Source organism: bacterium, assembly GCA_016708315.1.
Lineage (GTDB): Bacteria > Zixibacteria > MSB-5A5 > CAIYYT01 > CAIYYT01 > JADJGC01.
Genome location: JADJGC010000007.1, coordinates 22601 through 37084 on the forward strand (window position 1 = coordinate 22601; position 14484 = coordinate 37084).

14 protein-coding genes are annotated in these 14484 nt (G+C 51.1%); 13 read left to right on the forward strand and 1 reads right to left on the reverse strand.

Annotated features, from left to right (window positions below; translation table 11 throughout):
• Window positions 1-119: 119 nt before the first annotated feature.
• Window positions 120-608, forward strand: a complete 489-nt coding sequence (locus IPH59_08015) for a hypothetical protein (GenBank protein MBK7091651.1) — start codon at window positions 120-122, stop codon at window positions 606-608.
• A 146-nt stretch (window positions 609-754) separates the two neighbouring features.
• Window positions 755-1861 carry a hypothetical protein gene (locus IPH59_08020; protein MBK7091652.1) on the forward strand — a complete coding sequence of 369 codons (1107 nt, stop codon included), beginning with the start codon at window positions 755-757 and terminating at the stop codon, window positions 1859-1861.
• Between the two features lie 82 nt (window positions 1862-1943).
• Here the strand turns inward: IPH59_08020 and rpsT are convergent, their stop codons facing one another.
• Window positions 1944-2201: a 30S ribosomal protein S20 gene (gene rpsT / locus IPH59_08025; GenBank protein MBK7091653.1), complete on the reverse strand. Its 258-nt coding sequence runs from the start codon at window positions 2199-2201 to the stop codon at window positions 1944-1946.
• A gap of 67 nt (window positions 2202-2268) precedes the next feature.
• On the opposite strand from rpsT, the gene murJ reads away from it, so the two are divergent.
• The 11 genes from murJ (at window position 2269) to IPH59_08080 (ending at window position 14480) form a co-directional block, all read left to right on the forward strand.
• Window positions 2269-3846 (forward strand): murein biosynthesis integral membrane protein MurJ, encoded by a 1578-nt coding sequence (gene murJ / locus IPH59_08030; GenBank protein MBK7091654.1) that lies wholly within the window; start codon window positions 2269-2271, stop codon window positions 3844-3846.
• A 17-nt stretch (window positions 3847-3863) separates the two neighbouring features.
• Window positions 3864-6074 carry a ComEC family competence protein gene (locus IPH59_08035; GenBank protein ID MBK7091655.1) on the forward strand — a complete coding sequence of 737 codons (2211 nt, stop codon included), beginning with the start codon at window positions 3864-3866 and terminating at the stop codon, window positions 6072-6074.
• Window positions 6075-6232: 158 nt separating this feature from the next.
• On the forward strand, window positions 6233-7423 hold the full coding sequence (locus IPH59_08040; protein ID MBK7091656.1) for a DUF4388 domain-containing protein: 1191 nt from the start codon (window positions 6233-6235) through the stop codon (window positions 7421-7423).
• Window positions 7420-7800, forward strand: coding sequence for a hypothetical protein (locus tag IPH59_08045; protein ID MBK7091657.1), 381 nt, complete (start codon window positions 7420-7422; stop codon window positions 7798-7800). Before IPH59_08040 ends, IPH59_08045 begins: the two co-directional genes overlap by 4 nt.
• 22 nt (window positions 7801-7822) lie before the next feature.
• Complete coding sequence (locus tag IPH59_08050; GenBank protein MBK7091658.1) at window positions 7823-8704, forward strand: tetratricopeptide repeat protein; 882 nt, start codon at window positions 7823-7825, stop codon at window positions 8702-8704.
• Between the two features lie 16 nt (window positions 8705-8720).
• Window positions 8721-9662 (forward strand): hypothetical protein, encoded by a 942-nt coding sequence (locus IPH59_08055; protein MBK7091659.1) that lies wholly within the window; start codon window positions 8721-8723, stop codon window positions 9660-9662.
• On the forward strand, window positions 9643-9978 hold the full coding sequence (locus tag IPH59_08060; GenBank protein MBK7091660.1) for a roadblock/LC7 domain-containing protein: 336 nt from the start codon (window positions 9643-9645) through the stop codon (window positions 9976-9978). The genes IPH59_08055 and IPH59_08060 overlap by 20 nt, the downstream gene beginning before the upstream one ends.
• Before the next feature lie 22 nt (window positions 9979-10000).
• Window positions 10001-11104, forward strand: coding sequence for a GTPase domain-containing protein (locus IPH59_08065; GenBank protein ID MBK7091661.1), 1104 nt, complete (start codon window positions 10001-10003; stop codon window positions 11102-11104).
• Window positions 11105-11118: 14 nt separating this feature from the next.
• Window positions 11119-11607 (forward strand): roadblock/LC7 domain-containing protein, encoded by a 489-nt coding sequence (locus IPH59_08070; GenBank protein ID MBK7091662.1) that lies wholly within the window; start codon window positions 11119-11121, stop codon window positions 11605-11607.
• 39 nt (window positions 11608-11646) lie between these two features.
• Complete coding sequence (gene pilB / locus IPH59_08075) at window positions 11647-13344, forward strand: type IV-A pilus assembly ATPase PilB (protein ID MBK7091663.1); 1698 nt, start codon at window positions 11647-11649, stop codon at window positions 13342-13344.
• 53 nt (window positions 13345-13397) lie between these two features.
• Complete coding sequence (locus IPH59_08080) at window positions 13398-14480, forward strand: type IV pilus twitching motility protein PilT (GenBank protein MBK7091664.1); 1083 nt, start codon at window positions 13398-13400, stop codon at window positions 14478-14480.
• Window positions 14481-14484 lie beyond the last annotated feature (4 nt).

Sequence of the window (14484 nt, forward strand, 5' to 3'; positions counted from 1 at the left end):
GGTAGTCCAATGCCTTGATATAGCACGACTTCGGGAAGAGTCATTTTGACTCTGACATTTGACGGCCGAATCTGAATCACGGCACGACGCTTGCAAAAGGAGTAGTCATGCGAGGACCTATGATAAGCTGTTACTTCCACGGAACGAATCTTCATCATGAAAAGCTCACCGTCAACAAGGGACTCATCTCTTTTGCGGTTCCCGACTACGGAGTGATCTTCCGCGCCCAGCACGAGGGCAATCGCTATGAGTGCGAATACGCTGCCGGTATCGCTCTGATCCGGTTTATGCAGGTTAATCAGAATCACTTCCACGGCAAGGGAATCAAGCTCCTTACCGATTCCCCGATCGTCGTTTATCAGGTCAACAACAAGATCTCGGCAACTCAAAGCCTTCTTCGGTTTCGCGATCTGTTTTTGTTCTATAAGCGTAAACTGGGATTTGATCTGACCTGGATACCTACCAAAATGAACCGTGCTGAGATGGGATTGGATGAAATCGCCGTCAACCGAAACGCACTGAAATTCAATTTCGATATCTTCGACGAGTCGACAAGACGCAAAGACCTGACTCGCCCAGCTAATAAACAGGCAATTCGCATTACCTAGTCAGATTCTGCTTTACTCCAGCCACACTTGTTCGATAATAGTAGCAAGCGACTGAACGAAATTTCGGTCAGCCGCGTAACTAACTGAGTACAACCAGGGCGAACTGTCCTTTGATAACGTGTGTTTAGGCAAACAATCGAGCTACTATGATCAAGACTGCAATTCTGTTACTGGCAATTCAATTCACTGCGGCCGCGACGCTCTTGTCGGAGCCATATTCTGTTGATCCTGAACTAATCGACACGGTTGAGACTGAAGGCTATAAACGAATCTGGGGTAGCCCCGAAGGGGCATTCTTCCTGCTCAAGAAATCGGGCGCTGAGATTCGTCAATATCCCGGCTCTGATATTCGCAATATCAGTGTCAAGGGCACACAAAAGTTGATCTCTTCTGAACGGGGAAATTACTATGCCCTTATCAGCTACAGCAATTTTCTGCCAACCCAACTTCAAGTTACTGCCGTCTCCGTTTATGATCGAAGTGGTGAGTTGTTGTGGACTAAAGAAGGCCCAGGCTGCAATGCTTTCATAATGTGTGACAGCGCGCCGCTCTTGGTCGGAATCGAAGGAGCCGAGGGATTCCCGGAGTCTCGATTGGTATTCTTTAACTCATCAGGTGAGACGGTCGGAAACGCCAAAGTACAGAATTTCTACAATGGTCAATTCTGTGAAAACGGCGAGTTCTTCTTCGGCATTTCCGGGGCAGGAAGCCTTCTGAAGTTCACCAATACCGGTAAACTGGTTTACGACTTCGGCCACGCAATCCGATATCATAGCAGCTTCGACGGCAAGCTTGTCGCAGTTGTCGCTGATTCGGTAACGACCATCCATTCCGATGTGAACACTGTCGTCACCTGGCCAGTCTCACAAAGATCATTGCGCGAAATCCGTTTTTCCCGCGACAACGCTTATGTCGCCGCTCTCTACGGCGACCGACTCAATGTCTTTGATATCACCGCAAATAGCATCGTGGCCGAACACACTCTTGACGATCCAGCCTTCCGATTCTTCCGTTTCGATGCCGACCCGAATTTCAACTACTTCGTCTGCGGCGCAAGCAATTCCGCCGATTCACCCGAATCTCGAAACACCAAAGGTCGAGTCATGCTTCTCGGAGCAGGTGGCAACTTGTTGTGGGGCGAAGAAGTTGTCTACGAGGAATGGTCAGTGAAGTATCCGGACGTACGCCTTGATTCTTCCAGACGCGTGCTGTCGCTGTTAACTCCCAGCACACTGCAGGTCTTCAAGTTCTAATTCAGTTTCGGCGTCTTAAAAGCGAAAAAGCGGATCCTGCGATCCGCTTCTCTCAAAAACTAATCCGGAAATTTGCGCGATTCTACTTTGACTCAGCTTTTTTGTTGAGCATCTTCGTCAAACGGCTTTTCTTCCGGGCGGCGGTGTTCTTGTGAACAATATTACGCTTCACCGCTTTGTCGAGCAATGCCGTCAATGATGACATCGCGGCTTTGGGATTCTCCTCACCGGTCTCGACCAATCTCACTGCTGTCTTAAGCTGACCCTTAATCGTACGATTGCGCGAACGCAACTTAACTGATTGTCTGTGTCTCTTTTTAACTGACTTATGTACTGCCAATGTTTTATACCTCCGTATGGCACTCTCTTAAAGCTAACTAATATACGTTTGGGCGATGGGATGTCAATTGGAAAGTAAACAACCCGCCAAGAGCAGTCTGGCGCGTTCTGCCGGCATTGTCTCGGGCGCGACCCTGATTTCGCGCGTCCTTGGTCTTGTCCGAGAGCAGGTTACAGCATATCTCTTTGGTGCCTCGGACGCTGTTGACGCCTTCAAATCCGCATTTCGTATCCCGAATCTGCTGCGAGATATGTTTGCCGAAGGGGCGCTCTCAGCAGGTTTTATCCCTATTTTCTCCGAGAAACTGCGTTCTGGCTCCAAGGAAGAGGCAATCCGCTTCGCTGGGCTGGTTTTCGGTGCAATGACGGCCATCGTCGCTGTAGTCGTTCTCTTGATGATGATGCTCACTCCCCAGCTTGTAACCCTGATCGCCGAAGGATTCGAACAAGTCCCGGGAAAACTCGATTCGACCATTACAATGGCAAGATTTATGATGCCGTTCCTTTTGATGGTCTCGCTCGCAGCATTGCTTATGGGCATTCTCAACTCACTGGGCAAATTCTTCGTCCCGGCAATTGCTCCGGCAATGATGAATCTCGGCATGATTATCTGCTCGGTTGCTCTAACTCCGTTCGTTGATCCACCGGTTCTGAGTCTCGCCATTGGTGTGCTTGTCGGTGGGGCAGCACAATTCTTCGTCCAGTATTTGGCACTCAAGAAGGCAGGGTTTCGCTTTCCGCTGATTATCGACTTCGCCAACCCCGACCTATTGCGGCTATTCTTGCTGATCCTGCCAACTACTATTGGTTTAGCAGCAACCCAGATTAACGTCGCTGTGATTAATCGAATTGCGTCGACAGATTCCGGCGCCGTCTCATATCTTGACTACGCGTTCCGCCTCCTGCATCTGCCGCTCGGCTTGTTTGCAATCGCCATCGCGACTGTTGCTCTGCCGCGTCTCTCTGCCGAAGCCGCTGCCGGAAACGACTCACAATTTGGATACATCCACTCCAGTGCACTACGGCTTGGTTTGTTTTTCAGCCTGCCCGCTACCGTCGTCATGCTTTTGCTCTCAGAGCAGATTTGTGCTGCTGTTTATCAATATGGTGCATTTACATCCGAAGATACGATCCACACCGCTCGAGCGCTGGCGATGTATGCGTTTGGCCTGCCGTTCTTTACCTTAGTCCGAATTACTGTGCCGGCATTTTATGCTCTCAAGGATACCCGCACACCGGCAATCATCTCGCTAATCAGTGTACTCGCCAACATTCTAATGTGTTTTCAACTGAGAGATAACTTCGGATTTGCCGGACTTGCTTTGGCGGCGTCTCTTGCCGGCGTTGTGAACTTCGTCCTTCTAACCTATCTATTGCGCAAGCGCATTCGCATCATCGAAGATGGACCAGTCCTAAAGGCGCTCTTGCGTATTGTCGCCGCGACAGTTTTGACTGGTGCCGTTGTTTGGCTATCTCGCGAGTTCGTTATTGAGCCATATATCGAGGATAAAGCGCACCACATTTTTGAGTTGATTCTTCTCGGCGGAATAGCGATAGTAGCATTTGTAGCAAGTTGCTTTTTGCTCGGAGTTGAAGAATTGTCGCAAATCACGAAAAAACTCAAGGGTAGATTCGGTCGGACTTAGCCAAGTAAGGCGGGCAGATGCGCGCTCCTGCGCTGTACGCACTCATCTTTTTCGTATGCGGTATTGTCATTGCTTCGTACACGTCTTTGCCGGCAATGGCGTACCTTGGAATTGCTGCAATTTCAACTGCCGCTGCAGTAATCTACACACTAGCCAATCGCACTTTATCAAGCAGAATCACACTCTGCATTGCACTGATATCAGCAGCCGCTTTCCTGACATGCCTGCAACTCCGTGAAATTCCTTCAAATCACATTTCTCATTTTCTCGATCTCGACGGAAAGTCAACCATTGTCGGGCGCATCGTTTCTGAACCCGACATTCGACCAACCAAGACATTCCTGACGGTCGAAGCTGAATCATTGAGTCGGCAGGGAATCACGATAGCGACTTCTGGCGCAGTCAGACTGCGAATCAGCAAGGCGACCAATGAGTTTAACATTGATGATCGCATCAGATTCAACGGTTTCGTTGTCCGTCCCCTCGATTCGCGCAATCCCGGCGCCTTCGACTACCGCCGTTACTTGGAAATCCGCGGCATCGCAGCAATCTGCAATCTCGGTGATTATGATCAGGTCGAAAGGCTCGAAACGCAGGGAAGTGTTGGGTTCATCAAGTCAATCGTGGCTCCAGCGCGCAGCTATATCACGCAAGTTTTCGAAGAGAATCTTCAGCCGGACCATTCCGCCCTTATGCGTGGCTTTTTGATAGGGGATGTGCGGTTCATTCCAAGCGATGTCTACCAGCGTTTCAAAGATACTGGCACTTTGCATGTACTCGCTGCATCAGGGTCAAACGTCGGCTATGTGACGCTTACGATATTCCTCGTGGCCAGCCTGTTTAGGCTGCCTCGGCGTTCGCGATACCTTCTGGCGATAGCGGGTGTGGTCTTGTTCTCGTTTCTGGCTTACAATCAGCCCTCGGTGGTGCGTGCTTCAGTTATGGCGGTAGTTGCTTTGATAGGCTTATCGCTGCGCCGCGACCAGAACTGGCTCAACACAATCTCAGTTGCTGGATTGATTGTTCTGGCGTTCCATCCGTTGTATCTGTTTGACCTTGGCACTCAGTTATCATTCGCTGCCGCCTTCGCATTGATCCTATTTATGCCGCCGCTTGAGCCGCTTCTTCCCAAGAGCAAGAGAGTCTCAATGCGCATCATTCGCTACTTCTTGATCATCTTTTTCGGAAGCGTCGTCGCCCAAATCGGAGTCATACCGATACTCCTATATCACTTTCATACGGTACCGCTCGTGAGTTTTCTCTCCAACCTGCTAATCGTCCCACTCGTGGGCGTCGCAGCAATTGTAGGCATAGTACTGGTCTTCATTTCTGCAATTCCGATAATCACCGGAGTTTGCAGCGCCTTCCTGCAGTTTCTTCTTGATTGTATCCACTGGTCGACCTTGTTCTTCGAGAATCTTCAAATCCCTCCCATTCAAATTGGAGCGCCAGAGTTGTTAACAGTGCTCTCATACTATCTCCTGCTACAGATCGTGTTAGCGATCGGCGTCAGGAGCCGGCATTTCTTGTCCTTTCTGATGATATTCATTGTCACCTTAAATGTCATCGTGTGGAGAGCCGTCGTCGCCGGCCCTGAAGCCGGAACTCGAATCACGATTCTCGACACGTCCAAGATTACCACGATCTTCACTGAAGAGCCAAGCGGCAAGACTACTCTGATAAACGGCGGCGGCAAGAGCCGATTCTTCGACAATGGCGAATCCGTGGTCTTGCCATTCCTGCGATTTCGAGGCATTGGATCCATCAGCGAAGTCTGCTGGACATCTCAGCGAGAAGGCAATCTCCAGTCCTTGGCAACGATTAGGGAGGCGACTCGCAGCCACGACCACTCGATTTCCGCCGCTCTTGGAGATTCGCTCAAGTACCTAAACCCGGCAATTCAGCTACAATGGGACAGTTTGTGTCTCGTTTTTGTCACCGAAGCAGTGGCTGTTCAAAGTTTGAACACGAGCCGATGTAATGCTAACATTCTTGGACTAACTTGGTCCTTCCTTGCGAACAATTCTGCAGAACAAATCATCGAGTTGTTTCAGCCCGAAACCGTCGTATTCACTGACTACTCCAGTCGTTATGCTCAGCGCGACAAACTCGTTGCGTTGCGAAACAAATACCCTCAAATCAAGATACTGTCAGTGCTCGAAAGCGGGGCTGTAGAGATCTTGGTCGACCACGGCCGCGCCTCAATTAGGACCGCAGCCGAAATGTGAACAGCACCACCATCCTTGAAACGGGCACCTCGCCAACCTTAAATCCAAATCGTCCTTAAGAAACATCCTTACGCTCCCGATAAAGAATATGAAGTAGACTCTGCGGACAGACATGTCCGTCGCGAGTTAAATATTGAACAGTTTAACAAGTTGAGATCATGAGCTTTACCGGCAATCTCCAAACGGTGACATTTCCTGATTTGCTGCAGTTGTTCTCTGCCGGCAAAAAAACCGGCACGGTGAATATCATTCGCGGCAATATTCGCAAAGAGATTGTCTTCAAAGAAGGCAACATCATTAGCGCTACTTCTCAGGACGCCGAAGAAGATTATCTCGGACAAATCCTTCTGAAGACGGGGCGACTGACCAAGACCGACCTTCAGCGAGCCATCTACATGCACAAGACCTCCGGCAAACGGATTGGTCAAGTGCTCGTCGAGATGAAGCTGCTGTCGCGTGAGGAATTGGGGCTGTTCCTTAAGCAACAAGTCGAAGAGATCATTTACAATCTCTTCAGTTGGAAAGAAGGTGAGTTCATCTTCAAAGAGGGCCAGCTCCCGGCGACACGCGAGGGCTTGGTCGATCTCAACACGATGAACATCATCATGGAAGGCACTCGTCGAATCGATGAGTGGGTCGAAATCCAAAAAGTCCTTCCCAATGACCACCAGATACTCCGCGTCGTGTCCTCACCGCAAGTCAAGTCGGACGAAGTCACAATCTCGCTCGACGAATTCCGCGTCATCACGTTGATCGACGGTACCCGTACTCTGCAGGAGATTCTGGAGCAGTCGCCGCTTGGTGACTTTGCTACCTCCCGCGCCATTTACAAACTTATGCTCGGAAAACTCGTGGAAGTTTCCGGCGCCAAGGAAGCCGAAGTCGCCGACCCGCGCGAGGAAGACTCGCTCTTCTGGCTGCTTCTGCGCGTATATGCCGCTTCCTTCACGACGATTCAGCGCACGCTCGAAAAGAAGCTTGGCACAGAGAACGAAAAACTTCAGATCACGTTGGCGAATTTCCGCAAAGGAATCTGGGCCTACTTCAACGGTGTAAACCATGCGGACTTCCCGACGAACTTTGAAGCGCTCAAACGTGCCATTAGCAAGACTCCGAAAGAGACACGTACCCTCAAGCTGATCAGCGGATTGAATCAGATCCTCGAAGAACAGCTTGCTTATGTCTACAACTACCTCGGTATCGAGATTCGCAAGCAAGTGGCATCCGATATCAAGAAAGAGGTCGCTTTGCCGCTGGCAGAACGCCGCGAGATCGACAAGAAATACGATGTCGGCAACGAACTCTACCGGATTCTCAAGGAAGTAAAAGTGACCAAGGAGGTCCTGTGAAGAATAGCTACCGGCTGGCTATGATACTGGCCATTGTCTTGTGCCTGCTGCCGATCAACGGCGCTTGGGCGCAATCGAATCCGGCCAATGATACCTCGGCTATGAGTGTGGCGATCGACGTTTTGTTGCTCGTCGCCGGACTGCTCTGCTTTTCAATGTGTATGAAGATATTCACTCTCCTCAAAGGCGGAGAGTTGTCGCCGGGTTGGCAGTTGTTATCAGTGTCGTTCTTGATCTTCGCGATCGGACAGGCACTCGGTATTTCGCGCGAACTCGACTTTATAGCTCTTCCCAAGAGTGCTGTCAGCGCCCTTCACGTGCTGGCGCTGTTCATGATCGTGCTCGGTGTAGCGCGGATCAAGAAGAGTCTGACCTGAACCCTAACTTTTGTAGGTCTCTATGATGGAATCTGCAAGTCTGGCGGATCGTATCGAAAAATGCGAACGAATTCTCAAAGAGAATTCCAATTCGCAGGTTTTTGCCGCTTTGGCCGATGCTTACCGCTCTAAAGGTGATCTCGATCAGGCATTTCGCGTCTGTCGGCAAGGTCTGCGCCTTCATCCCGAGTACGGCCCCGGTCATCTGGTAATGGCGAAGATCAACTTCGAACGCAAAATGTTTGACTGGGCTGAACAAGAGCTCGATGAAGCTGTCTCTGTCGATGGCGAGACACGCGCAACCCAACAACTGCGGGTTGAGATCTACATCGCCAAATCCAACTATGTCGAAGCGGAAAATGCGATCAAGAAATTGCGCGCTACCGGCGTCAATCCAATCATGATTCAAGAGCTTCAACAGAGATTGGAAAGACAGAAGAAAGAGGCTCGTCGCCGTCGCGTAGACCAACCCGGAAGCAATGGCCAGTCACCTGCCGGCGGATTTGGTTCAAGTGGATCAGCGAGTCGAACCGCTGTTGTCAGCGCCGAACCGCAGACCATTACACTCAATCAGGCGCTTGACCGTCTGTCGCAAGTCGCTGGCGTGCGTTGCATCGTCTGTGCTAACCACGACGGAACTGTCATTGACAGCCGTGGCCGATGTGTTCCCGATTGCGTTGAAATCGCGGCTTTCGGAGTGGAAATGAGCCGAAACGCCGAAACCGAAGCTGCTTACATGTGCCTGGGCGATCCGCAACAAATCTGGATCGAGTCTCAGGATGCTATGATTTTAATCGTCAAGCTGAACCGCTATGGGTTGGTCTTGATGTGCGATAAGGAAGTCAATTCCGGTTCGATGCGTCTCACCCTGGATGAGATCGTCGACCGTCTGCTGGACAGTTAATGTTTGCGAGGCAATTATGGCTTTGTCGGTAAGAGATACTAGACACATCTTCCTGGTTTCGCTGATTATTGCGGCGCTGCCAATGCTGGTCTACCCGAATCAACTCGGGTTCGACTTCGGTCTGAGCGCTCCGCTCTACATACTTTGCGAGGTTGCATTCTTTGTCGCAGCCGCAATGGTCATCAATCGCGACAACTCGCCGCTGCACGGCGGACTCTGTGCCGCGATCTACCTCGTTGGGCGTTTAACGACTTCGCTCATTTTTTGCGCCTATCTGATGTTGATGGAGCGTGTTCCGCTTGGAGAAGCGGTCGGAAGTGCTCTGATCAATTTCAAACCGGCAGTGGTTCTGTTTACTCTGACAGCGCCATTCGTCTTCGGCTCATTCAGCCGGAACATCTTGGGCATTCGCAATCGCCATTTCACCAAGGGCAATCAAGAGCGCAAGATCATCGATGGCGTCAACCGTCAGGAACCGGCATACACCACTGTCCACGAACCGCTGCACCATCATCAAGCGCCGGCCCGCTCGGTCAATGAGTTCTTCAGCCGCACCTTCAATGATGCAGTCGCTCATGTCGGTCAATACTCCGGCGTTCATTGCGCCATGTTGATCGATTCCGAGGGACTTCCGGTAGCCGCCTGGAGCCGCGGTCGTTATGATCAGGAAATGTGGGGAGCGCTGTCGCGCAAACTTGTGGATGACGTCACTGCCACTTGCGAATACGGCGGCGTGACTCAACCTGACTCGCTCGAATTCCGTTCCGGCAACGAACGCTTTAGCTTACAGCGCGTCGCCGACATGTGGCTGGTTTCGATTGCTGATGCCGCCTCCGATGAACTCGAAAAAATCCGCGTCAACCAGGCTGTTGAAATGGTGACGCGCCATTTGCAGGAAAGATATAAAAACGTCTATACGACTGAAGCAGGGAGAACATATGCGGGAAGTACTGTCTGAACTGAATAAGACTTCCGGTATCACCGGCAGCATGCTGGTGGGACATGACGGCATCGTGATTGCGGCTGATCTGAACAGCAGATATGACGACGAAACTATCGGTGCTCTCGCCGGATCAATTAGTTCCACGGTTGCCAAAAGTCTTGACCGGATGAATCAAACACCGCTCCAGCAACTGACAATCGAAGCGGACAAGGGGAAAATGTTCATCGCTTCGACACCAGTCGGTTACTTGGTCGTCACCGCAGAATCGCGCGTTAACATTGGTTTAATCAGACTGGAAATCAAGAACGCTATTACGCAGATCAGTCTGTAGCCGCGTTACAGGGAGAACTTAAATGGTATCGATCAACTATTCAAGCCGGGAAGTCAACTGCAAGATTGTCTATTATGGGCCCGGCTTGTCGGGAAAGACAACCAATTTGCAGTATGTGCACGCCAAGGTGCCAAAGAAGACGCGCGGTGATTTGATCAGCCTTGCGACCGATGCCGACCGCACGCTCTACTTTGACTTTCTGCCGATCAACATCGGCGCGATCAATGGCTTCGCTACCAAATTCCAACTCTACACCGTGCCGGGACAGGTTTTCTACAATGCCACCCGCAAACTGGTGCTGCGCGGAGTTGATGGTGTGGTCTTTGTCGGTGATTCGCAGCGCTCCAAAAAGGAAGAGAACATCGAGTCGTTGAACAATCTCAAAGAGAACTTGGTCGAATACGGCTATGACATCATGAGTCTGCCGATCGTTCTTCAGTACAACAAGCGCGACCTTCCGGACGTCATGAGCATTGCCGAACTGCAAGCCGATCTCAATTGGAATAATCTTCCTTACTTTGAAGCCTCCGCCGTTAAGGGCGTGGGAGTCTTCGATACGCTCAAGCTGATTACCAAGCTCGTTCTCAACAAGGCGAAGAAAGGCGACGAGGTCGTCTCCAATTCGGATCCGGGTATCAGTGCCGGCGAGACTCCGCAATATTCAGTGAGCGCAAACCAGCACTCGGCTCCGTTCCCGGAAATTCACAATGCGCCGGAACCGGAATTTGCCCGTACTGCTGCTTCCGCTCAGACGAAAACGACCACGGTTGCACCTGCTCCGGCGGCCGCGTCTCAGCGACGTGTAGAAGTCAACGCCAAACCGAGCGAAGACTGGAACATGGCTCAAGTCGCCGACGCACCGTTGCCCGCGGCCAAGTCCGAAAGAAATCCGCGCACAACGCTGTCGGATATCGAAAGTAAACTCACACCGATCGGTAATGATGACTTCAATTCAATGAAGGCAGATAATGCGCCACAACCGCAAGCACGAGTTGAATCATCGGCATCCGATTTTGCGGACGCCTTCGAAGTTCCCAAAGTCATGGGAATGCAGAAGAGCACGCGCGTTAAAAAGAAAAAAAGAAAATTCTTCTTATTCCGCTGGTTCAGCCGGGATAATGACTAATCAGGAGGTCTGTAGTGGCTGGCGACAAACTAATCGTTTATTGGGACGACACCGAGAAGATCGATACGGTGATGACCAGGCTTTTGAAAGGATCAGAAGCAAAATGTGCGCTACTGGTGGATAAGGACGGACATCTCATCGCCCGGCACGGGTTCACGCAAACGCTGGACACCACCGCGCTCTCGGCGTTGATGGCTGGCAGCTTTGCCTCCACCGCTGAAATCGCCAAACTCGTTGGCGAACCCGAATTTTCGGTCTTGTTCCATCAGGGTAAAAAAGACCACATCCACATGGGTCTGGTCGGTGACCGCTCGATTCTTGCTGTCGTCTTCGACGATCGCACGACTATCGGCATGGTCCGCCTCTATGCCAAGGAAGCGGCAGAGGAATTGCAGAAGGTCTTCGAAACCGTTCTGCAGAAAATCAACAGCGATGACCAGGGATTGTCGGAGGAGTTCACAACCTCCGCGGAAAACAAGCTGGAAGACATCTTCCGCGAGTAACAGCTTAGCAGGATTCTCGAGGCAGCACCAGGAAGGAATATGCCAGCCGCAAAAGATTTAGGGACGATGCTCGTTGATGCGGGCAAGATCAGCAGCGATCAACTGACTCAGGCGCTCACCCTTGTTGAAAAAGGGAAGGGACGTCTGGAACAGGTGCTGATCCAGATAGGAGCGGTTAACGATGAAGAGGAATTGACCTCGTTTATCGGAAAACAACTCAATATCGGTGCTATTCGTCTGTCTGATCTTGAGCTCAACCCGGAAATCGTCAAGCTGATTCCTTCAGACATTGCGCGCAAGTTCAATGTCATCGCAGTGAGTAAACTCGGTAAGACGCTGGTTGTCGCAATCAGCGATCCGAATAATATCTATGTTCTCGATGCCATCAAGTTCATTACCGGCTGCACTGTTCAACCGGTCATCTCGCCTGAAGGAACAATCCAGAAGGCGATCGAACATTACTATTCGAATTCGTCGCAGTATACGGAAATTCTCAAAGGACTCGAAGATTCTGAGCTTGAAGTCATATCAGCTACTTCAGAAGAAGTCAGCGACATGGAGCTGCAGTCGGCAGTCCAGGACAAACCGCTGGTCAAGCTTGTCGACTCTATCATCTCTGAAGCTGTTCGCAAGGGTGCTTCGGATATTCACATCGAAACCTACGAAAAGCGACTTCGCTTGCGCTATCGTATCGACGGCGAACTGATGGAAATGTCCCCGCTTCCGTTCAAGTATCGCGCAGCCATCGTCAGCCGCGTCAAGATCATGGCCGAACTCGACAGTTCCGAACGCCGTCTGCCTCAGGACGGACGCATCAAGATCAAGATCGCCGACCGTGCTATCGACTTGCGCGTTTCGGTGCTTCCAACAATCTTCGGCGAAAAAGTCGTAATGCGAATTCTCGACCCGAAGTCACTGATGCATGATCTGACGCATCTCGGCTTCCCCGAAATGTCATTGAAGAAATTCCAGCACGCGATTGGCTTGCCCTATGGAATCGTACTCGTAACCGGTCCAACCGGTTCTGGTAAAACGACGACGCTATACTCGGCGCTCAAAGCAATCAATACTACCGATGTCAACATCATGACCGCCGAGGACCCGGTCGAATTCAACTTCGACGGCATCAATCAGGTTGCTGTCCGCTCCGACATCGGACTAAGCTTTGCCGCCGCGCTTAGATCCTTCCTTCGTCAGGACCCGGATGTGGTCATGATCGGTGAAATTCGTGACGCCGAAACGGCGGAAATTGCGGTGCGTGCATCGCTGACAGGGCATTTGGTGTTCAGCACTCTGCACACCAACGATGCTCCATCATCGGTGAACCGACTCATTGATATGGGTATTCCGAATTACCTCGTGGCTTCGGCCGCAAAATTGATCATGGCACAACGTATGGTCCGCAAAATTTGCAAGCGTTGTAAAGAAGAAGCCAAAGTGCTTCCTGAGGTTCTGATCAAGCTGGGTGTCGCTGAAGATGAACTCGCAACATTCAAGGCGTACGAGGGCCGCGGCTGCAGCGAGTGCAACAACACCGGCATGTCCGGCCGTACCGGTCTGTTTGAAGTCATGGAAATTACGCCGGGGGTCGAGCGCCTGATTTTGGAAAGCGCCTCTGCACCTGATCTTCAGGCGGCAGCGATTCAAGAAGGTATGCAAACACTTCGCATGGCCGGAATTGAGAAAGTTAGAAACGGAATCTGCAATATAGAACAGATTCTTGCCGAGACTTCATAGTCCTGGCGGCAATTAGGTATGAGTAAAATGCTATTGAGATACAGGAGAGATGCATGATTAATCTGCGTGAACTGCTGGAGATTCTTCTGGAGAAGAAGGGCTCCGATCTGCACTTATCAGTCGGAACGCCGCCACAAATTCGCGTGGATGGCCGCCTTGTATCGCTAGATATGGACGTCTTGACTCCGGAAACGACTAAGAAGCTTGCTTACAGCATGATGTCTGAAAAACAGAAGCAGCGTTTCGAGGAAAATAACGAACTCGACATGTCGTTCGGTATTGAAAACATGAGCCGCTTTCGCTGTAACGTGTTTACCCAACGAGGTAATATCTCGGTGGCTCTCCGACAGATTCCATTTAAGGTGCCATCGTTTGAAGAACTCGGCGTCGACAAGACCGTTGTCGAATTCGCCAATACTCCCAAGGGTCTGGTTCTGATTACGGGACCTACCGGTTCCGGCAAATCTACAACCTTGGCGGCTTTGATCGACAAAATCAACAAGGAACGGCACTCGCATATCCTGACAGTCGAAGATCCAATCGAATATCTGCATCGCCACCAGAATTGTCTGGTGAATCAACGCGAAGTCGGCGCCGACACCCGCTCGTTCGCAATAGCGCTCAAATACGCACTGCGTCAAGATCCTGACGTCGTGCTCGTCGGCGAAATGAGAGATCTCGAAACCGTCTCTGAAGCGTTGAACATATCCGAGACGGGTCACTTGACCTTTGCAACTTTGCATACTAATAGCTGCGCGGAGACAATCAACCGTGTCATCGACGTGTTCCCGGTTAACCAACAGGAGCAGATTCGCGTGACGCTCTCCTTCGTGCTGCAGGGCGTTGTGTCCCAGCAACTGATTCCGCGCATTGGAGGCGGCCGCTGCCTCGCAACCGAAATCATGGTCTGCACGCCGGCTATTCGCGCGTTGATTCGCGACGACAAAATACACCAGGTATACAGCATGCTCCAGTCAGGTCAGAAGTATGGCATGAAAACCATGAACATGTCGCTGGCTGAGCTTTACTTGTCGCGCAAGATCACCATCGGCGAAGCGATGTCGCGCTCGTCGAATGTTCAGGAACTCAATGAGATGCTCTCGCGCGTTCAATCCGTCGCAGAAGTTCATCGTTAACGAG